Source organism: Streptomyces chilikensis (genome assembly GCF_001642695.1).
Classification (GTDB): domain Bacteria; phylum Actinomycetota; class Actinomycetes; order Streptomycetales; family Streptomycetaceae; genus Streptomyces; species Streptomyces chilikensis.
On sequence record NZ_LWCC02000068.1, the window covers coordinates 1 to 20,046 of the forward strand.

General features: G+C 72.8%; 18 protein-coding genes. 11 read left to right on the forward strand and 7 right to left on the reverse strand.

The genetic code is table 11. From position 1 onward, the window contains the following. Positions 1 to 68 precede the first annotated feature (68 nt). Positions 69 to 440 (reverse strand): toxin Doc, encoded by a 372-nt coding sequence (locus tag A2U95_RS22385; protein ID WP_166026074.1) that lies wholly within the window; start codon positions 438 to 440, stop codon positions 69 to 71. After that, positions 440 to 691 carry a hypothetical protein gene (locus A2U95_RS22390; protein ID WP_166026076.1) on the reverse strand — a complete coding sequence of 84 codons (252 nt, stop codon included), beginning with the start codon at positions 689 to 691 and terminating at the stop codon, positions 440 to 442. The genes A2U95_RS22385 and A2U95_RS22390 overlap by 1 nt, the downstream gene beginning before the upstream one ends. A gap of 163 nt (positions 692 to 854) precedes the next feature. Here A2U95_RS22390 and A2U95_RS22395 point away from each other — a divergent pair, with 163 nt between their 5' ends. After that, positions 855 to 1,637: a DUF899 family protein gene (locus A2U95_RS22395; RefSeq protein WP_166026078.1), complete on the forward strand. Its 783-nt coding sequence runs from the start codon at positions 855 to 857 to the stop codon at positions 1,635 to 1,637. Between the two features lie 70 nt (positions 1,638 to 1,707). On the opposite strand, the gene A2U95_RS22400 is transcribed toward A2U95_RS22395, so the two are convergent. Further along, the gene (locus A2U95_RS22400; protein ID WP_166026080.1) at positions 1,708 to 2,724 is read right to left on the reverse strand and encodes a LacI family DNA-binding transcriptional regulator; all 1,017 of its coding nucleotides are present in this window, start codon (positions 2,722 to 2,724) and stop codon (positions 1,708 to 1,710) included. A gap of 332 nt (positions 2,725 to 3,056) precedes the next feature. Between A2U95_RS22400 and A2U95_RS22405 the strand changes: the two genes are divergently transcribed. The 4 genes from A2U95_RS22405 (at position 3,057) to A2U95_RS22420 (ending at position 7,901) form a co-directional block, all read left to right on the forward strand. After that, positions 3,057 to 4,367 (forward strand): ABC transporter substrate-binding protein, encoded by a 1,311-nt coding sequence (locus A2U95_RS22405; RefSeq protein ID WP_166026082.1) that lies wholly within the window; start codon positions 3,057 to 3,059, stop codon positions 4,365 to 4,367. A gap of 91 nt (positions 4,368 to 4,458) precedes the next feature. Beyond that, complete coding sequence (locus A2U95_RS22410; protein ID WP_166026084.1) at positions 4,459 to 5,457, forward strand: carbohydrate ABC transporter permease; 999 nt, start codon at positions 4,459 to 4,461, stop codon at positions 5,455 to 5,457. A gap of 14 nt (positions 5,458 to 5,471) precedes the next feature. Beyond that, the gene (locus A2U95_RS22415) at positions 5,472 to 6,401 is read left to right on the forward strand and encodes a carbohydrate ABC transporter permease (RefSeq protein ID WP_166026086.1); all 930 of its coding nucleotides are present in this window, start codon (positions 5,472 to 5,474) and stop codon (positions 6,399 to 6,401) included. A gap of 63 nt (positions 6,402 to 6,464) precedes the next feature. After that, positions 6,465 to 7,901 (forward strand): GH1 family beta-glucosidase, encoded by a 1,437-nt coding sequence (locus tag A2U95_RS22420; RefSeq protein ID WP_166026088.1) that lies wholly within the window; start codon positions 6,465 to 6,467, stop codon positions 7,899 to 7,901. 124 nt (positions 7,902 to 8,025) lie between these two features. Here the strand turns inward: A2U95_RS22420 and thrC are convergent, their stop codons facing one another. Next, on the reverse strand, positions 8,026 to 9,090 hold the full coding sequence (gene thrC, locus A2U95_RS22425; RefSeq protein WP_206283021.1) for a threonine synthase: 1,065 nt from the start codon (positions 9,088 to 9,090) through the stop codon (positions 8,026 to 8,028). 65 nt (positions 9,091 to 9,155) lie between these two features. Here thrC and A2U95_RS22430 point away from each other — a divergent pair, with 65 nt between their 5' ends. Further along, positions 9,156 to 9,980, forward strand: a complete 825-nt coding sequence (locus A2U95_RS22430) for a MurR/RpiR family transcriptional regulator (RefSeq protein ID WP_166026090.1) — start codon at positions 9,156 to 9,158, stop codon at positions 9,978 to 9,980. A gap of 104 nt (positions 9,981 to 10,084) precedes the next feature. Continuing rightward, positions 10,085 to 11,170, forward strand: a complete 1,086-nt coding sequence (locus tag A2U95_RS22435; RefSeq protein ID WP_166026093.1) for a DUF2332 domain-containing protein — start codon at positions 10,085 to 10,087, stop codon at positions 11,168 to 11,170. Between the two features lie 45 nt (positions 11,171 to 11,215). Here A2U95_RS22435 and A2U95_RS22440 read toward each other — a convergent pair whose 3' ends face one another. Further along, positions 11,216 to 11,830, reverse strand: a complete 615-nt coding sequence (locus A2U95_RS22440; protein WP_166026095.1) for a DUF4865 family protein — start codon at positions 11,828 to 11,830, stop codon at positions 11,216 to 11,218. Positions 11,831 to 12,252: 422 nt separating this feature from the next. On the opposite strand from A2U95_RS22440, the gene A2U95_RS22445 reads away from it, so the two are divergent. Together A2U95_RS22445 and A2U95_RS22450 are read left to right on the forward strand one after the other, a co-directional pair. Beyond that, positions 12,253 to 13,404 (forward strand): acyl-CoA dehydrogenase family protein, encoded by a 1,152-nt coding sequence (locus A2U95_RS22445; protein WP_166026096.1) that lies wholly within the window; start codon positions 12,253 to 12,255, stop codon positions 13,402 to 13,404. 3 nt (positions 13,405 to 13,407) lie between these two features. Then, positions 13,408 to 15,450, forward strand: a complete 2,043-nt coding sequence (locus A2U95_RS22450) for a SpoIIE family protein phosphatase (RefSeq protein ID WP_166026098.1) — start codon at positions 13,408 to 13,410, stop codon at positions 15,448 to 15,450. Between the two features lie 418 nt (positions 15,451 to 15,868). Here A2U95_RS22450 and A2U95_RS22455 read toward each other — a convergent pair whose 3' ends face one another. Beyond that, entirely contained in the window at positions 15,869 to 16,129 is a 261-nt protein-coding gene (locus A2U95_RS22455) for a hypothetical protein (protein ID WP_166026100.1), read from the reverse strand. Between the two features lie 270 nt (positions 16,130 to 16,399). Between A2U95_RS22455 and A2U95_RS22460 the strand changes: the two genes are divergently transcribed. After that, positions 16,400 to 17,230, forward strand: coding sequence for a helix-turn-helix domain-containing protein (locus tag A2U95_RS22460; protein ID WP_166026102.1), 831 nt, complete (start codon positions 16,400 to 16,402; stop codon positions 17,228 to 17,230). A 72-nt stretch (positions 17,231 to 17,302) separates the two neighbouring features. On the opposite strand, the gene A2U95_RS22465 is transcribed toward A2U95_RS22460, so the two are convergent. After that, positions 17,303 to 17,803, reverse strand: a complete 501-nt coding sequence (locus A2U95_RS22465; RefSeq protein WP_166026104.1) for a MarR family winged helix-turn-helix transcriptional regulator — start codon at positions 17,801 to 17,803, stop codon at positions 17,303 to 17,305. A 91-nt stretch (positions 17,804 to 17,894) separates the two neighbouring features. On the opposite strand from A2U95_RS22465, the gene A2U95_RS22470 reads away from it, so the two are divergent. Further along, a complete protein-coding gene (locus A2U95_RS22470; protein WP_166026106.1) occupies positions 17,895 to 20,030 on the forward strand; it encodes an MMPL family transporter in 2,136 nt (711 codons plus the stop codon). Positions 20,031 to 20,046: the final 16 nt, after the last annotated feature.

The following is a 20,046-nucleotide window of genomic DNA, read 5'->3' on the forward strand; positions in this document are numbered from 1 at the left end:
CGGCCCCGCGGCCCGCGGCCTCGGAGACCGCGCCGCGGCGGCCCCGGCCCACCGCGCGGCCGGGCCGGTCACACCCGCCAGGTCCGCAGCCGTTCGGCGGCGTCGTACACGTCGGCCTTGTACGTCCGCACCTGCGCCACCAGCTCCGGCAGCGCCCCGTACGGCGCGTCCACCGCCTCACCGGCCTGGGCCATGTACTCCACGGCGGTCAGCGCGGCGAACAACGAGTTGCGCGCGGGCAGCGGCTCCTCGCGCGCGACGGTCACCAGCAGGGCCGCCGCACGCCAGGCGTTGTCGGGCTCGTAGCCGATCCGCGGGGTGTTCACCCGGTGGCGCTGGACGGCGGCGGCGAGCGCCGAGTAGTCGGCCACGTCGAGCTCCCGCGGCATCAGCAGCGCCTGGCGCTCCAGCAGCCACGCCAGGTCGATCAGGAGTTCCATCAGGCGGCGTCGGCCTCGGCGCCGTGCGGGGCGGCGGCCGGTTCCTCGTCGGGGAACGCCTCGGCGAACTCCTCGGCGTGCTGCCGCACCCATGCCGCGGCGCGGGCCAGCGACGCCGGGTCGGACAGCCGGGGATCACGCAGCGCGGCCTCGGTCAGGATGGCGGTGACGGTGCTGCCCTCACGGGACGCCCGCTCCTGGAGCCTCGCGTGGACCTCGTCGGGGACGCGGATGGTCACGGACTTCGACATCCGCCCATCGTACAGCAGACGCTTTACGTGGCGGACGCAATCACCTGGTTCGCGGGCCGGGTACCCGGACGGGCGATGAGTTCCGGCCGCGCCGCGGGTCTGTACCGATGACCGCGCGGACGCCGCCGGGCGCCGCCCGGAACCGGACCCCACGGAGGACACCATGACGACAACGCCCGACGCCCCGTCCACCACACCCCCCGGCCGGCCGCCCGTCGTCGACCTCGCCACCTGGCAGGCGGCCCGGGAGGAGCTGCTGCTCCGCGAGAAGGCCCACACCCACGAGGGCGACGCCATCGCCGCGGCCCGCCGCCGGCTGCCGATGGTGGAGTTCGACGGCACGGCCGAGGTCGTCGGACCCGACGGCCCGGTCCCGTTCCTCGACCTGTTCCAGGGGCGCGACGAGCTCGTGGTGTACAAGCACATGTGGTACGACGGCGCTCCGCCCCAGGGGCAGTGCGAGGGCTGCACCACCACGGCCTGGCACCTGAAGGACGCCGTCTACCTCAACGCCCGCGGCGTCTCGTTCGCCGTCGTCACCACGGGCCGGTGGGAGGAGGTGGCCTCCTTCACCCAGTTCATGGGCTACACCCAGCCCTGGTACTCGGTGCGCGACAACGACGAGCCGATCGGCGGCGCCATGGGGTACCTCGCCTCCTACCTCCGTGACGGCGACCGCGCGTTCCTCACGTACTCCACGACGGGCCGCGGCACCGAGCGGGCCAACGGCTCCATGGGCCTGCTCGACATGACGCCCCACGGCCGCGGAGAGGCGTGGGAGGACAAGCCCGAGGGGTGGCCCGAGGGGCGGGAGCCGTGCTGGTACTGGCGCACGGACGCGGAGGGCGACGCCACCTGGGGCCCGACCAGCCGCCCCGTGCCGCAGTGGACCCGCCCCGGCGCGACCCCCGTCGAGACCCTCGGCCGGCACGGTCCGCACCACTGATCCTCCCCGCACCACTGATCCGTCCCGCGGGGATCCCTCCCCGCGGGAGCCCTCCCGGCGGGAGTCCGCCTCAGGAGGAGTCCCGCACCACCAGCTCGGTCGGCAGGGTCAACTGCTGCCGCTCCGGGTCGGCTTCGGCGATCTCGGAGAGCAGGATCCGGGCCATCGTCCGCCCGACCTCCTCCACCGGCTGACGCACCGTCGACAGGGGCGGGTTGGTGTGGCGGGCGAGGACGGAGTCCTCGAAGCCGACCACGGCGACGTCGTCCGGGACCCGCCGGCCCCGGCGGCGCAGTTCCGCCAGTGCGCCGACCGCCATGAGGTCGGACGCGGCGAAGACGGCGTCCAGGCCGGGAGCCCGTTCAAGAAGCGAACGCATCGCCCGGCGGCCCCCCTGCTCCGAGAAGTCCCCCGCCTCGACCAGGGACTCGTCGGCCCGCAGTCCCGCCTGCTCGTGGGCGCGGCGCCAGCCCGCGAGGCGGGTGTGCCCCACGTCCATGTCGAGGGAACCGGTGATCGTGGCGACGCGGCCGCGCCCTCGCCGCAGCAGGTGCGCGACCGCCTCGGTGGCGCCGCCGAGGTTGTCGGACGTGACGTAGCTGAGCCGCTCGTCCTCGCCGCGCCGGCCGGCCAGCACCGTGGGCAGCCCCATCTCCTCGAGCATGGCGGCCAGGCGCTCCTGGGCGCGGACCGACACCAGCAGCACCCCGTCGACCCGGCGTGCCGCGATCGAGGAGGTCAACTGGTCCCGCTCCGACTCGTCGCGCACCAGCACCAGTTGGAGCTGGGTGCGGGTCTCGGTGAGCACCCCGCTGACCCCCCGGATCAGCGCGGCGAAGAAGGGCTCGGAACCGAGCCGGCTCTCCGACTCCGGGATCACCAGCGCGACCGCCTCGGTGCGGTTGGTCACCAGTCCGCGAGCGACCGAGTTCGGAACGTAATTGAGTTCCTTGATCGCCTCCAGGACCCTGGTCCGCGCCTCCGAGCTGACGAGTTCCGAGCCGTTGAGGACGCGGGACACCGTCGTGCGTCCCACCCCGGCCCGGGCGGCGACGGTCTTGATCGTGGGCGGGCGGCGCTCCGACATGCACTTCTCCCTCGGCGACGCGGCGTGGCCGCGTACATGATCGGCGCAATTGTGGCAGACGCCGGCACGCCCGCGGTCCACCGGACGAACTCCCCGGCCCGGCCCGTCGAGTGAACCGCGGACAGGGTTTCGGCAACAAGTTGCTTTCACGTTATTGACATGAGCGTTTCTTAGCACGAGTGTTCCATCCGTCGGTGGGAACGTTCCCACCGCGCGTTGGGAACGTTCCCACCCGGCGATCTGGCGTGTTCGTCCTGAACCGTCCACCTTGCCGCAGTCCTTACAGAACCCGTAACTCCGGTGCGTCAGCGCCGTCGCTTGGAGGCAGAACCATGACCACTGTCAACCGGTCGTCGCGTACGAGAGCGGTCGCGCTCGTCGCGGCGGTCAGCGCGATCTCGCTCCTCGCCGGCTGCGGCGGCAGCGACGAATCCGTCACCGGCGGCGGCAAGAAGGACGGCAAGACCGTCATCACCATGGGCATGTACGGGGTGATGGGCTTCAAGGAGACCGGGCTCCTCGAGCAGTACGAGAAGGAGAACCCCGACGTCGACATCCAGGCCGAGGTGGCCGGCGACGAGCAGACCTACTACACCGCGCTGCAGACCAAGCTCGCCGCCGGCAAGGGCCTGAAGGACATCCAGGGCATCGAGATCGGCCGCGCCAAGGAGGTCGTCGACACCCAGGCGGACAAGTTCGCCGACTTCAAGGGCATGGCCGACACCGACCACTTCCTGCCCTGGAAGCAGTCCCAGATCACCACCAAGGACGGCAAGGTCCTCGGCCTGGGCACCGACATCGGCCCGATGGCCGTCTGCTACCGCAAGGACCACTTCGAGGCCGCCGGCCTGCCCACCGACCGCGAAGAGGTCGCCAAGCTGTGGGAGGGCGACTGGAACAAGTTCGTGGAGGTCGGCAAGGACTTCAAGAAGAACTTCAAGGGCGGCAAGGTCGCCTACATGGACGCCTCCAGCGGCCTGTTCAACGCCATGATCTACGGCCACTCGGAGCAGTTCTACAACGCCCAGGGCGAGCTGATCTACAAGGACAACCCGGTCGTCGAGGAGGCGTGGAACCTCGCCGCCGACGCGGCCGAGGCCGGACTGTCCGCCAAGCTGCGCCAGTTCCAGCCCGGCTGGGACCCGGGCCTGTCCAACGGCACGTTCGCCACGACCGTGTGCCCCGCCTGGATGCTCGGCCACATCGGCGAGAAGGCCGGTGAAAAGAACAAGGGCAAGTGGGACGTCGCCAAGGCCCCCAAGGGCGCCAACTGGGGCGGCTCCTTCCTCGGCGTGGTCGAGAAGAGCCCGGTGAAGGAGGAGGCCAAGAAGCTCGTCGCCTGGCTGACCGCGCCGGAGCAGCAGGCCCACATCTTCAAGAAGCAGGGCAGCGTGCCCTCCTCCCAGGTGGCGCTGGAGAACCCGGACGTCAAGAACAGCACCTCGGAGTACTTCAGCAACGCCCCGATCGGCCAGATCTTCGGCGAGGCCGCCCAGGAGATCCCGGACGAGCAGGTCCTCGGCCGCAAGGACGGCACGATCAAGGACACCTTCTCCCAGGGCCTGACCCTGATCGAGGAAGGAACCCCGCGCGAGAAGGCGTGGCAGACCACCTCGGAGCGCATCGAGAAGGCGGTCGGCTGACCGTCGCTCCTCCGGCCGCCCGGGCCCGCCGGTGACACGCCGGCGGGCCCGGGGGCCCGGCTCGCACCTCTGCTCTCAGGAAGGAAGTCCGGTGGCCACCTCCACCACCAACGCACAGATCGGCGAGGGACGCGAGGGTCCTGCGCCGAAGCCCGGCGCCGACGGCGCCGGCCGGCGCCGACGCGGCGCGCTGCTGCACCGGCTGGACATCAAGGGCGCGCCCTACGTGTTCGTCGCGCCGTTCTTCGTCGTGTTCGCCGCGTTCAGCTTCTACCCGCTCGTGTACACCTCCTGGATCTCCCTGCACCGGGTGGAACTGGCCACTCTGGACATGATGGAGTGGGTGGCGTTCGACAACTACGTCGAGCTCTGGGGCGACTCGCGGTTCTGGAACGCGCTGGGCAACACCATCACCATCGGCGTGATCTCCACCGTTCCGCAGCTGCTGATGGCCCTCGGCCTCGCCCACCTGCTCAACTACAAGATGCGCGGTTCGCTGTTCTTCCGCGTCGCCTCGCTCGTGCCGTACGCCACCTCGGTCGGCGCCGCCGCGCTGGTGTTCACCATGATCTTCGAGCGCGACTTCGGCATGATCAACTGGGGGCTCGGCCTGTTCGGCGTCGACCCGGTGAACTGGGAGGGCGACAAGTGGCCGGCCCAGTTCGCGATCTCCACGATCGTCATCTGGCGCTGGACCGGGTACAACGCCCTGCTCTACCTGGCCGCGATGCAGGCCATCCCCGCAGAGCGCTACGAGGCCGCCGCCATCGACGGGGCCTCCCGCTGGAAGCAGTTCATCCACGTCACGGTGCCCGGCATCCGCTCCACCGTGGTCTTCACCATCGTGCTGTCCACCATCGGCGCGACCCAGCTCTTCGGCGAGCCGCTGATCTTCGGCCAGGGCCCCAACGGCATCTCCGGCGGCGTGGACAACCAGTACCAGACGCTGGGCCTGCTGCTGTACGAGGAGGGCTGGAAGAACTACCAGATGGGCCGCTCGGCGACCGTCGCCTGGGCGATGTTCCTGCTCCTCATCCTCGCCTTCGCGACCCAGGCCCTGATCAAGCGCCTGCGCGCCCGTAACTCCTGACCGGGGGACTCCTCATGACCACAGAAAGCCTCCCGGTCCGGACGGACGCACCGGCCGGGGCCACCGACCCGGTGAAGAACCCCGCCGGCCGCCCGGGCCGCCTGCCGCTGCGCCAGCGCGCCGGCCGTCAGCACCACGCCGGCCCGCTCGCCTACGTCCTCCTCGGGATCACCGCGCTGCTGTCGATCTTCCCGCTGTACTGGACGATGGTGGCGGCCTCGACCGACAACACGCGCGTCAGCGAGACGCCGCCGCCGTTCCTGCCGGGCCCGAACCTCTTCAGCAACCTGGCCCGCGCCTGGGACGAGGCGGCGATGGGCCAGGCGATGATCAACAGCCTGATCGTGGCCGGGGTCATCGCCATGTCCACGGTGATGTTCGCGACGCTGGCCGGGTTCGCCTTCGCCAAACTGCGCTTCAAGGGCCGCAATGTCCTGCTGATGCTGGTCATCGGCACCATGATGGTGCCGCCGCAGCTCGGCGTGGTGCCGCTGTTCATGATGATGGCCGAACTGGGCTGGTCGCAGCGGCTGCCCGCCGTCATCTTCCCCACCCTGGTGAGCGCGGTCGGCGTCTTCTTCATGCGGCAGTACCTCTCCGAGGCGCTGCCCGACGAACTCGTCGAGGCCGGCCGCGTCGACGGCGCGCACTCGCTGCGGATCTTCTGGAGCATCGTGCTCCCCGTGGCGCGGCCCGCGATGGCGGTCCTCTTCATGATTACGTTCGTGCACGCCTGGAACGACTTCTTCTGGCCCTTCGTGGCACTCGACATGACCAACCCGACCGTCCCCGTCGCGCTCACCCAGCTCAGCGCCGGCTACATCCGCGACCAGTCCCTGATCATGGCCGGCGCACTGCTGGGCACCCTGCCGCTGCTGGCGATGTTCATCGTCTTCGGCCGCCAGATCGTCAGCGGCGTCATGGCGGGCGCCGTCAAGGGCTGACGGGGCGTCGCCCCGACGGGCCGAGCATCCCCCACTCCTCCCCGCAACGTGAAAAGGAAACACATGGCCACCGCTGCACAGGACGCCTCCACCGACGGCGCCGCCCTCACCTTCCCGGAGGGCTTCCTCTGGGGCTCCGCGACCGCCTCGTACCAGATCGAGGGCGCCGCTGCCGAGGACGGCCGCACGCCGTCCATCTGGGACACCTACTCCCGCACCCCGGGCAAGGTCCGCAACGGCGACACCGGGGACATCGCGACCGACCACTACCACCGCTGGCGCGAGGACGTCGCGATGATGGCCGACCTCGGCATCGGCGCGTACCGCTTCTCCCTCGCCTGGCCGCGCGTCCAGCCCACCGGCCGGGGCCCCGCCGTGCAGAAGGGCCTCGACTTCTACCGTCGTCTCGTCGACGAGCTGCTGGAGAAGGGCATCAAGCCGGTCGCGACCCTCTACCACTGGGACCTGCCGCAGGAGCTCGAGGACGCCGGCGGCTGGCCCGAGCGCGCCACCGCCGAGCGGTTCGCCGAGTACGCGGCCATCGCCGCGGACGCCCTCGGCGACCGGGTCGCGACGTGGACCACCCTCAACGAGCCCTGGTGCAGCGCCTTCCTCGGCTACGGCTCCGGTGTGCACGCCCCGGGCCGCACCAACCCGGTCGACGCCCTGCGCGCCGCGCACCACCTCAACCTCGGTCACGGCCTCGCCGTGCAGGCGCTGCGCAGCCGGATTCCCGCGGACGCCCAGGTCTCGGTCACGCTGAACATCCACCACGTGCGCCCGCTCACCGACGCGGAGGAGGACGTCGACTCGGCCCGCCGCATCGACGCGCTGGCCAACCGCGTGTACACCGGCCCCATGCTCCAGGGCGCCTACCCCGAGGACCTGTTCAAGGACACCGCCGGCCTCACCGACTGGTCCTTCGTGCAGGACGGCGACCTGACGGAGATCCACCAGCCGCTGGACTTCCTCGGCGTCAACTACTACACGCCCACCCTGGTCTCCAGGGCGGACGGCAGCGGCACCCACAACTCCGACGGACACGGCCGCAGCTCCCACAGCCCGTGGCCGGCCGCCGACGAGGTCGCCTTCCACCAGCCGCCCGGCGAGACCACCGCCATGGGCTGGGCCGTCGACGCCACCGGCATGTACGACCTGCTGCGGCGCCTCGGCTCCGACTTCCCCGGACTTCCGCTGGTCATCACGGAGAACGGCGCCGCCTTCGACGACTACGTCGACCCCAACGGCGACGTCAAGGACCCGGCCCGCATCGCCTACGTGCGCGACCACCTGGCCGCCGTCCACCGGGCCATCCAGGACGGCACGGACGTGCGGGGCTACTTCCTGTGGTCCCTGCTGGACAACTTCGAATGGGGCTACGGCTACAGCAAGCGGTTCGGCGCGGTCTACGTGGACTACCCGACCGGCAAGCGCATCCCCAAGGCCAGCGCCCGCTGGTACTCCGAGGTGGCCCGCACCGGCGTCCTCCCCGGAGCCTGACCCCCTGCCTGGTGCGGCGTCCCACAGCCCGCACGTCGCCGCACCGCGGACCCGCCCCCGAACGCCCGCTCCCCCGGGCCGGGGGCGGGCCCGTTTCCCGCCGCGGCCGGCACGGAGCGGCGGATCAGTCCGCGAGCCGGAGCGCGCGGGCGACCTCGGCGGCGGAGGAACCGGTCGCGGTCGTGGGGCAGCCGTCCCGGAGCGCGGAGTCCTGGTCCTTGAGGCCGTTGCCGGTGAGGGTGACGACGACCGTCTGCCCGGGGTCGAGCAGCCCCCGCCGGTGGCGGTCGAGGAGGCCGGCGACGCCCGCGGCCGAGGCCGGTTCGACGAAGACGCCGTCGTGGCGGGCCAGGAGCCGGTACGCCGCGAAGATCTGCTCGTCGGTGACGGCCCCGATCAGGCCGCCGGACTCGTCGCGGGCGGTGACGGCGCCCTGCCAGGTCGCCGGATCGCCGACCCGGATGGCACTGGCCAGGGTCTCCGGCCGCAGGACGGGCTCCCCGTGGACGAGGGGCGCCGCGCCCGCCGCCTGGAAGCCCCACATCCGCGGCAGACGGGTGGCGGGGCCCTCCGCCCGGTACGCCCGGTAGCCCTGCCAGGTGGCGGTGATGTTCCCGCCGTTGCCCACCGGCAGGCAGTGGACGTCGGGGGCGTCGCCCAGCGCGTCGACGATCTCGTAGGCCACCGTGCGCTGGCCGGACAGCCGCAGTTCGTTGCCGACGCTGTTGACCAGGGCGACCGGATGGCGGGCGGCGAGTTCGCGCGCGATCCGCAGGCAGTCGTCGAAGGTGCCGTCCACCTCGACGATCCGCGCGCCGTGGCGGACGGTCTGGCCGAGCTTGCCGAGCGCCACGTGCCCGCGCGGCACGAGGACGACCGAGGTGAGGCCTGCCCGTGCGGCGTAGGCGGCCGCCGAGGCACTGGTGTTCCCCGTGGAGGCGCAGACGACCGCCTCGACGCCCTCCTCGGCGGCCCTGCTGATCGCCACGGTCATCCCGCGGTCCTTGAACGAGCCGGTGGGATTGGCGCCCTCGTTCTTCAGGCGGACGTCGCAGCCCGTCAGCCGCGACAGGTGACGGGAGCGCAGCAGCGGGGTGTTGCCCTCGTGGAGCGAGACGGCCGGGGTGCGGTCGGTCACCGGGAGCCGGCTCCGGTATCCGCTGTCGATCAGTCCTTGCCAAGGAGTCATGGACAGGAACGTAACACATGTTTCACTCATCTCATCTAGCCGTTGTTGATGTAACATTCGTCAACATGAAACGCGTGATGTCCCAGCTCGAGGAGATGTATCCGAGGCTCGCTCCCGGCGAACGCGCGGTGGCCCGGCTGCTGCTGGACGACTTCCCGTTCGCCGCGCTCGGCTCGCTCCGGGCGCTGGCGGAGCGGGCCGGAGTCAGTCCGCCCACCGCGTCACGGCTGGTCGACCGTCTCGGTTACCAGGGCTTCTCCCAGTTCCAGGCGGCGGTGCGGGCCGAGGCGCAGGACCGGTCGCGGCTGCGCGAGTTCACCGCCCAGGGAACCGACCCCCGCAGTGCGGCGGCCGACCTCCACCACGGCCTGGCGCAGACGATCGCCGCCATGAACGCGCCCCTGCTGGACTCGGCGGCCGGGGCACTCGTCTCGGCGCGGACGGTGTGGGCGCTGGGCGGCCCGTTGAGCGAGCTGGCGGCCGACTACCTGGCCCGCCAGTTGGGCGCCCTGCGGCCCGCCGTCCGCTTCGTCACCGGTCCTGCGCCGGAGCGGGCCCGGTCACTGCTGGAGGTGGCCTCCTCGGACCTGGTGGTCGCCTACGACTTCCGGCGCTACTCGGCGGAGACGGCCGCCTTCGTGCGGGCGGCCCGCACGAAGGGAGCCAAGCTCCTGCTGGTCACCGACGCCTGGGGGTCACCGCTGGCGGACGAGGCCCACGTCCTCGTACCGCTGCCCCGTGAGGCCGCCGGGCCCATCGCCCCCCTCACGCACGAGATCGCCGTGACCGAACTCCTGCTCGTCGCGGCCGCGGCCGAGCTCGACGCGTCGGCGCGCCTGGAGGAACTCGACGCGCTGACACGGTCCTTGCGGACAACCCGTGAGGTCTGAGCGGCGGCGGGACCGTCCGCGCTCCGGCCGCCTGCTCGGATCACGTGGTGTCGTGCTTCCCGGGACCCGCCCCGCGGCCGGCGTTCCGTCACTAGACTTCCCGGATGCCAGGCGACGAAGGCGCGACCGCGGGCGGGACCCGGACACTCGCGCGGGTCTACCGGCGCTTCGCGGAGGCCGGCGCCGGGAAGACCTCGCCCCTGTACGCGCGCGTCGCCGTGGCGCTGAGCGAGTCCGGCGAGGCGCTGCGCGTCATCGAGGCCGCGCCGGCCCGCAGGCGGAACCCCACGGTGATCCTGGCCGCACTGCACCACCTCGCCCTCGACGGCCGCGCCCCGGAGCTCGCCGCTGCGTACGCCGCCGCGGACCGTGACGCCGCGGCCGCCGCGGCCCTCGACACGCTCCTGCGCATGCCCGGTCCGGTGCTGGCCGTCGCCGCGCGCCGGCCGCCGCGGGCCGACGGGACCGGACGTCACGCGGTGCTGTACCCGGCCGTCGCCGAGGCCGCGCACCGTCTCGGCGCCGGGGCCGTGGGGCTGATCGACGTGGGCCGCCCGGCCGGACTCAATCTCCAGGTCGACCGCGTCGGCGTCGTCCACGGCGACGGCCGGGTGCTGGGCGACCCGTCGTCCCCGGTCCAGGTCTCCGCCTCGATCGTCGGGGACCGGCCCGTCCCGGCGCGGGCGGTGCCCGAGGTCGTCGCCCGGGTCTGTGTCGACCGCGACCCCGTCGACGTGACCGACCCGGACGAGGCCCGGTGGCTGCGCGCCTGCCTCCCGCCGGACCCGCCGGAGCGGATCGCCGGGCTCGAGGCGGAGCTCGCTTCGGCTGCCGCGGCCCCTCCGCTGCTGCTGCGGGGCGACCCCGTCGAGGCGCTGTCCGACGCCTTCGCCCACGTGCCGGTGGACGCCCTGCCCGTCGTCACCACGACGTGGGTCCTGTCGCGTCTCCCGCTCGAGGGCCGTCTGCGTTTCCTGCACCGCCTGGACGAGGCCGCGGCCGGCCGGCCGGTGGCGTGGGTGTCGGCGGAGGGGGTCGGAGTCGCGCCGGCGGTACCGACCCTCGGCGACCGCCGCGCCTCCGGCCACAGCATCATCGGCCTGGCGCTGTTCGACGGACCGGCCCTGCGCACCGAGGCCGTCGGCCGCTGCTGGTCACAGGGCCGCACGCTGGCCTGGCTGGCGGACTGAGGCGCCCGGCAGGCAGCGCCCGGTCCTCCCGGGCGCTGCCTGCCGCTACCAGGTCCGCCCCTCGGGCAGTTCTTCCAGGCCTGGGGCGGACACGTGCAGCACCTCGTAGCGCTCGGTCGCCTCCTCGTCCCGCGCGGAGGCGTCCGCCCACAGCACGAAGCGCAGCAACTGCCAGTGGTGGGGGTCGACGGCCAGCGCCGCGGAGTGCACGCCCTCGCCGCCGGACAGCCGGCGCAGATCCTCGACCTCCCGCTCGATCAGCGCGGACAGGCCCGATCCGGTGCCGTCGGGGCCGAGGTCCGCGGGAAGGGCGGTGATCCGCCGCGACGCGGCAGCCGCGGCGGCCGAGCGGGCGGGGCCCGCGTGACAGGCGATGCCCGTCCAGTGCCGGACGACGGGACGGCCGAAGTCACGGACGATGTTCTGGAAGCCGCCCCCGCCGACGAGGAAGCGGGCCATGGCCCCGGGGTCGTTCCACAGGTAGAAGGGGGCGTACTGGTTGACCGGCGAGCCGTCCACGCCGCGTTCGCGGATGACGTACGCCTTCAGCCCCAGCCCGGCCCGGTCGTCGAGGACGTGCCCGCCCGCCGCCACCCGCTCGCGGACGATCCGCATGTCGTAGTCGGCGGGCAGGGTGATCTCGTACTGCTTGGCGTACATCAGGCCACTTCCTCCGGGCGTTGTGACGAGCGGTCCCAGTATCGCGTCGATGTCCGGCAGAAGGAGCCGAAAGAGCCGAACGGCACGGGCGGCCGGCCCGGCACGCAGCCACTCGGCTCCCGATCCGGCGCCTCGTTCCCGACGGCACCACTTCGTGATCACGCTGGTCCGGTCGCCGAATCCTCGGGGCCGGCATCCCCCGTGCCCGGGATCACACCGGACGCTTTCCCCGCATGAACGGGAAGGGCTGCCCAGCCGGTCCGCGGTGACGGAGCCCCCCGGGCCGGATCCGGAGCCGGCGACCGTGCGAGCGGTTGCCGCGTACGCCGTAGGGTTCAGGGTACGGGCGTCTGACGGCGCGCCCCGCAGATGGTGTCGACCGGGCCGCCCATGAGGTAACGGAGTGTGCAGCGGTGGTACGCATGGAGCTCGGGACCGCGGTGGCCGCGGCGCGGGAGATCGCCGAGGAGGTCCTCGCCCCCGAGGCCGCGGCCGTGGACGAGGAACGCAGGTGGCCGGACAAGGGCATCGCCGTACTGAGGTCCCGGCTGGGCGGGCTGGTGGTGCCGGCCCGGTGCGGGGGGATGGGGCACGGGCTGCTGGCGGTGGCACAGGTCGGTGAGGCGACGGGGCGCGCCTGTGCCTCGACGTCGATCTGCTTCGGCATGCACCTCGTCGGCTCCGCGGTGATCGCCGCCAAGGCGGGGTCCTGGCAGCAGGAGCGCTACCTGGAGCCGATCGCGGCCGGTGAGCACCTGACCACTCTGGCTCTGTCCGAGCCGGGAACGGGCGGGGAGTTCTGGCTGCCCCAGACCCGCATGGAAAGCGTCGGGGACGGTCGACTGCGGCTGACCGGCGCGAAGAGTTTCGTGACCAACGCCGGCCATGCCGATTCCTACGTCGTGTCCACTCTGGCCACCGGGCCGGGGAAGCCGCCGGGACAGTTCTCCTGCACGGTGGTGGACGCCACCGTGCCGGGACTCGAGTGGGGACCGCCGTGGCAGGGTTTCGGTATGCGCGGGAACGCCTCGCGCGGGCTGGAGTTGCGAGGCGTCGAGATCCCCGACCGGTGTCTGCTGGGAGAGGAGGGCGATGAGATCTGGTACGTCTTCAACGTCGTCGCCCCCTATTTCCTGATGGCCATGGCCGGCACCTATCTCGGTGTCGCCGCGGCGGCCCTGGAGGAGACGCGCGCGCATCTGTTGCGGCGCAAGGGCAAGCGGGCGGGCCGGTCCGGGGCCGAGCAACCGGTCGTGCAGCACCGCCTGGGCACCATGTGGGCACGCGTGGAACGCACCCGCCGGCTGATCTACCACGCCGCCGCGGAGGCGGAGACCAACGCACCGGGGGCCCTCCTCGGCGTCGCCTCGGCGAAGGCTGAGGTCGCCGACGCCGCGGAGGCCACCGTCAACGATGCCCTCACCCTGCTCGGCGGCATCGGCTACGGCGAGAGTTCCCCTCTGCACCGCATGCTGCGTGACGCCCGCGCCGCCCACGTCATGTCTCCGGTGACCGACTTGCTGCGGGTGTGGACCGGCAGGGCCCTGCTCGGCGAACCCCTGCTCGAGGACTGAGGCGTGGCGCCCGTTCTCCCCCTCCTGCTGCTGGTCGGCCTTTCCCGTCGGACCGCCGATGCCGTCGCCGCCGAGCTGGCCGCGTCCGCCGAGATCGTCCGGAGCACCCCCCAGGACCTGCCGGCCCACGTCGTCGGTACGCCCGGTCAGCGACGGCCCACAGTGGTGGTGCTCGGGGAGGCTGTCCCGGCGCCCGCCGGCGTGGTCCACTCCCTGCGACCGCATCCCGCGGACCTGGTGGTCGCCGTGGCGGCCGTCCCTGCCGCGCACGACAAGCTCGCCGTGCTTCCGCTTCTGTTCTCCGCCGACGTGGTGCACCGCGTGGAAGGCGGTGAGGAGGCGCGGAGGATGCCCCACGTGGTGGGCGAACTGCTGCGGAAGCTCACCCGTCGTCACGCGCACGCCGCAGCGCAGGCCGCGGCCCAGCGGCGGTTGTCCTCACGCACGTCGATCGGCCGGCAGCTGGGGGAGCGGCTGCTGGGACAGTTCCTGGCCCAGGCCCCGATCGGCGTGCTCGTGCTGGAGGATGACGCGGTGATCGCCTGGAATCAGCGGGCCGCCGACCTTCTCGAGCTGACGGAGCCGGACTCGGTCCACCAGCCGGTGACCGGCCTGTTCCCCGAGGAGCAGCGCGCCGCGCTGCTCCGCCACCTGACCGCCGTCGGACGGCGGGACGCCGAGCCCGACGCCGTCTTCGAACGCGTCCGCGGCGACGGCACCTCCCAGGCCCTGCGCATGGCGGTCCGGCAGGTCGTGGACATCGAGGGCCACGACCGCGTCCTCGTCCTCGCCGAGGACGTCACCGACCGCCTGCACGCCCAGCGCAGGCTCGCCGAACGCACCAGCCACGCCCTGCTCACCGCCGAGGTCGCCGCCGCCATGACCGCGCCAGGGCCACTCGACGGACGCCTGCGTGAGTGTGTGCGCGCCGCCACCGACCGCCTGGGCGCGGACCGGGTCTGCGTCTGGAACCTGAACACCCGGGGCGAACTGGATCACGTCGTCTGCGCCGCCGACGACACCGAGGCCCGCGGCACATCCGTCTGCGAGCAGCTCCATCGCGCCTTGGTGGAACAGGTCGTCGCGACGCACCGCCCGCACCTGGACGTCCCGCCCCGAACCGACCCGCACGCCTTCGGGAACGAAGGCGGCCGCGGATCATTCGCCGCCTTCCCGCTCGTCTCCGGTGGTGAACTGATCGGCGTGCTGTCGCTGACCACGCGCCTGGCACTGCCCGGCTCCGTCCTGGCGGTGCTGGAGAACATCGCCGACCAGATAGCCGTCGGTACGCAACAGGACCGCCTGCTCAACCGCCTCAGCGAGGCGACCCACGCCCTCGCGCGTCCACTGCTCCCTCCTCGTCTGCCCGACCTGTCGGGCTTCGACCTCGCCGCCCGATACGCTCCGTTCGGGCAGGGCCTGCAGATCGGCGGTGACTTCTACGACGCCTTCACCGCTCCCGACGGCCGCCACGTCCTGGTCCTCGGAGACGTCTGCGGGAAGGGTCCTGACGCGGCCGCCGTCACCGGCCTGGTCCGCCACACCCTGTGGGCCGGCGCCCAGCACACGAGTGAACCCGCCCATGTCCTCGATCTGGTCAACACCGCGCTACGCCGCCAGAACGCCCCTTTCTGCACCCTCGTCTACGTGGTCGTCGACACCACCCGCACTCCCGCCCGCCTCCGGATCGCCGGCGCAGGCCATCCCGCGCCCCTGCTGCGCCGGGCGAGCGGTGCCACGGCGCCGTTGGAGACACGGGGCGCCCTGCTCGGAGTCTTCGACACGCCACGACACCCGGTCACCGAGGTGGACCTCCTGCCGGGCGACACCCTGGTGCTCTACACCGACGGCTTCACCGAAGGAGCCGGCTCACTGAACCCGCGCGAGCCGGAAGACCTCGCCGCTGTCCTCGCCGCCCTCCCGCCGGCCGGTGCCGCGGGCCTCGCCGAGCACGTGGCCGCCACCCTGACGGACGACGCCCGCCGATGGTGGGGCGACGAGCTGCGCGACGACCTCGCCGTCCTGGCCGTGACCGCCGCCTGGTGAGACCGGCCCGCAGGCGTCGAGGTGCTCGCCCCGGAGAACCCGTTCCCTCCGGGCCGTGTGGGGCCGGAGGACACCGCGCTCTTCGGCCGTGAAGTGTCACGCCGCCATGCGCCCGGATTCCTCGGCGCGCCGGACGGCCCGCTGCTCCGCCGCCCGGGCGCCGTCGCTGCTGTCGTCGGCCCGGCCGTCTCGCCGGCCGGGCCCGGCAGCGCGGATGGCGTCGCCACGGTCGTGGTGGCGGCCCGGGAGGTGTCCGCCGCCACGACCGTCGCAGCACTCGAGGAGGACCGCGGCGTGCTGACCGGCCTGGACGGGGGAGAGGCCGACGAGGACGCCCCGTCAGCCGCCGACGGGGCGCCCTTTGACCGCCGGTGGCCACCTCACGAACGAGGCGAGGCCCCCGGTGGCGTGGTGCGGATCAGCGGTTGGTCCACAGGTTCCAGAAGAAGGTGCCCTCGGCGCACTGGTAGCGGTCCCAGTGTCCGCGCTCGATGCCCTGCTGACCGGCCGTCTGGCAGCCTCCCAGGGTGACGTACTTGCCGCGGTGGACGTCGAGGCCGTCGGCCGCCCGGACGACGGCCACGTCGTCGGGGGCGGCGAGAGCGGGCGAGGCCGAGGCGGTGCCGAGCGCCGTCGCGGTGATCATCATGAAGGCCGCGAGTGCCGTGCGTGCAGGCATGGTGATGTCCTTTCGGTGATGGGTGGGGCCGGCCGGGCGGCGTCCGCCGACACGGGCCGGACCGGCGAAGCGCTCACCCTCGGGGGTGATCCGTCGGGCCGGTACGCCGAGTTTGCGCAGGAAGCGGGGCTTTCGCCACCTGATCCCGCTTGATTCACCGATGTCGGGACAAATACAGTCCTGACCTGCTGGGACGTCTCTCGTCCCGGGAGACGGGACGGCCGTCGGGACGCGCCGTTCCGCTGCTCCGCTCGGCAGAAAGGCCCTTCGATGACCGGTCCGCGACCGGAGCGCGACGAGGCGGTACGGCGGCTGGCGAACGCGCTGCGGGGTCTCCAGCAGCGGTCGGGGTGCACGCTGCGCGGCCTGGAGGCGAGGGTGCGCATCAGCGATTCGTCCCTCTCCCGCTACTTCCGGGGCGAAAGCGTGCCGGTCTGGCCCGTGGTGCGGGACATCTGCCGGGCGATGGACGCGGACCCGGCCGAGTACCGTGCGCTGTGGGAGGCCGCCGACCGGGCCACCCGCCCGGGCGAGGAGGGCGGGACCTCGGCCCCCGCCCCCACCCCCGTCCCCGCCGGTCCGCCTCAGGCCCGCGGCCGGGCCTGGTGGCGCCGGCCGGGCGGAGGGCTGTCCCGTGGCGGGGTCGCCGCCGTGGCCTCGGCGGCCGCCGCCGCGGGGGGCCTGGTGACCTGGGTGCTGACCGCCCTGCTTCTCCCGCTGGGCGGGTCCGGCGCCCAGCCGGCGCAGGGTGCCGCAGGCGGGGCGGCGGGGGAGGGGGAGGCCGGCGTCGTCGTCCACAACGCGGAGAAGGCCTGCCGGAAACCGCGCACCCATGACTGCGCGCTCGCCCTGGCCTACGACCCCTACCGCCCCTACGTCAGGTCCAACGCCGCGGGCCGCGTCTGGCACCACGACCTGCTCCAGGCGCGCTGCACGGTCGCCGACGGCATCACCGTCACCGACGAGAACGGAAAGCACAGCAGCATCTGGATCCAGGTCACGCGCGACGGCCGGGACGTCTGGCTGCCCGGCATCCGCGTCGCCCCCGACGACCTGAACCAGCTCGCCCGGCTTCTGCCCCACTGCCCTCCCGGGGGGTGAACGGCGCGGGGACCGCGGAAGGCGCCGGCCCGCCGAGGCGGCGGGTGGAAGGGCCCGGCGCCGCGCCCCGGCCTACGGGACCGGCTCCCCGCCCACCCGGTCGGCGGTCAGTTCCTGGTTGAGCGCGTGCAGGAAGTCCGCCACCGTGGCGAGCTGCGCGGGCGTGAACTGCCCCATCGCCGCCTCGGTGCTGCGCGCCAGCGGGCCGAAGTACTGACGGGCCAGCGCGCGGGCCGCCGGCTTGTACTCCAGGTGCACGACCCTGCGGTCGGCGCTGTCCCGCGTCCGGCTGATGTGCCCGGCGCGCTCCAGCCGGTCGACGCAGGCGGTGACCGCGCCGGAGGTGAGGCTCAGGCGCTCGGCCAGCCGCGAGGGGGTCATCGGACGGCCGTCCAGGACCGCCGAGTCCATGATGGCCGCCAGTGCGTGGACGTCGGTGGCGTGCAGACCGTGGCTCTGCGCGAAGGAGTGCGCCCGCCGGTTGATCTCACTGGTCAGGGTCCGCAGCAGGACGGCGTAGGCCTGCAGGTCGTGCGCAGTGGCGTTCCGGCTCCCCGGACTGGTCCGTTCCATGGGCCCACTCTACGATCTCTCGATGATTGAGATACTTTCTCTTTGAGATACGTTGACCTTCGTCGTCCGCTCCACGTCCGTTGGGAAGTGCATGAACACCGCGCGTCGACCAGTCCGCTGGCTGGTCCCTCTCGTTCTCGTCGTCGTCTGGCTCGGCCTCGGAGGAGCCTTCGGCTCCTACGCGGGCAAGCTCGGGGAGGTCGCCACCAACGACCAGGCGGCGTTCCTGCCGCAGAACGCCCAGTCCACCAAGGTCATCGAGCAGCAGAAGGCCTTCGACCAGGAGGAGACGCTCCCGGCGATCGTCGTCTGGACCACCGAGGGCGGCGGCCCGGTGGACAAGGCCCAGCAGGAGGCCGCCACCCGGCAGCTGGCCTCCCTGGCCGACGCCGACGGCGTGGCCGGCACGCCCTCACCGGCGCTGCGCTCCGAGGACGGGGAGGCCCTCCAGGGCGTCGTTCCGCTGAGCCCGGAGCTGGGGGACCGGCTCGCCGACGTGCTGGAGGAGGTGGAGACGGCCGCCGCCGAGGTCCCCGGCACCCGCGCGCAGCTCGCCGGTCCGGCCGCCACCCAGGGCGATCTGAGCGAGGCCTTCGCCGGCATCGACGGCATCCTCCTCGGCGTCGCGCTGGCGGCCGTCCTCCTCATCCTGCTGCTCGTCTACCGCAGCGTCCTGCTGCCCTTCGCCATCATCATCAGCGCCGTCTTCGCGCTCGGCGTGGCCTGCGCCATCGTCTACGTCCTCGCCGACCACGACATCGTGCGGGTCGACGGCCAGGTCCAGGGCATCCTGTCGATCCTGGTGATCGGCGCGGCCACCGACTACGCGCTGCTGCTGACGGCGCGCTTCCGGGAGGAGCTGTCGCACAGCGGGGACAAGGTGGCCGCGGCCGTCGCCGCGACGCGGGGATCCTTCGGCGCCATCACCGCCAGTGCCGCGACCGTCGCCCTGGGCCTGCTCGCCCTGCTGCTCAGCGACCTCACCAACAACCGCGCGCTGGGGCCGGTCGGCGCGATCGGCATCGTCTGCGCGGTACTCACCACGCTGACGTTCCTGCCCGCCGTGCTCGCCCTGATGGGCCGGGCCGCCTTCTGGCCGGCCAAGCCCCGTTCCGCCGACGCGGAGACGGGCGGACACGGCGTCTGGCGACGGGTCGCGCACCGGGTGGACACCAGCCCGCGACGGATGTGGCTGGGCACCATGGCCCTGCTCGTGGCCGGGGCCGCGTTCTTCCCCACCCTGCAGTCGAAGGGCGTGCCGCTGGACGAACTGTTCGTCAACGACGCGCCGTCGGTGGCCGCACAGCAGACCCTCGGCAAGCACTTCCCCGGCGGCTCCGGCCAGCCGGCCGTGATCATCGCCGACGCGGACGAGCGGGCGGACGTGGAGAAGGCCGCCGCCGCCACGGCGGGCGTGGCGGACGTCCGGGTGGTCACCGAGTCCGGCCGGCCGGACGCGGCGCCCCTGGTGGCCGACGGCCGGGTACGCATCGACGCGACCCTCACCGCCGCGCCGGACAGCGACGCGGCCAAGGACGCCGTGGGCGCACTGCGGGAACGGCTCGACACGGTCGACGCCAGTGCCCTGGTCGGCGGCTACACCGCGCAGCAGTACGACACCCAGCGCACCGCGGAGCACGACCGCACCCTCATCATCCCCGTCGTCCTCGCGATCATCCTGCTCATCCTGGTCGTCCTGCTGCGCTCCCTGCTGCTGCCGGTGCTGCTGGTGGCGACCGTGGCACTCAACTACCTGGCGACCCTCGGGATCGCGAGCCTGGTGTTCGAGCACGGCTTCGGCTTCTCGGGCACGGACGCCTCCGTCCCGCTGTACGGATTCGTCTTCCTGGTCGCCCTGGGCGTCGACTACAACATCTTCCTGATGTCCCGCGTGCGGGAGGAGACGCTGCGTCTGGGAACGCGGCAGGGCGTCCTGCGCGGACTGATCGCCACCGGTGGCGTGATCACCTCGGCCGGTGTCGTGCTGGCGGCCACGTTCGCCGCGCTGATCGTCATCCCCCTGGCGTTCCTCGCGCAGATCGCCTTCATCGTGGCGTTCGGCGTGCTGCTGGACACCGTCGTGGTGCGCTCCCTGCTGGTGCCGGCACTGGTGCGCGACATCGGTCCCAAGGTGTGGTGGCCCAGCCGTCTGACGCGTGAGGCGGCGGACGAGGACGGGCCGACGCCTCGGCAGGGGGAGGCGAAGGCGGAGGCGAGGCTGGGCTGACCCGTCGCCCCCGTCC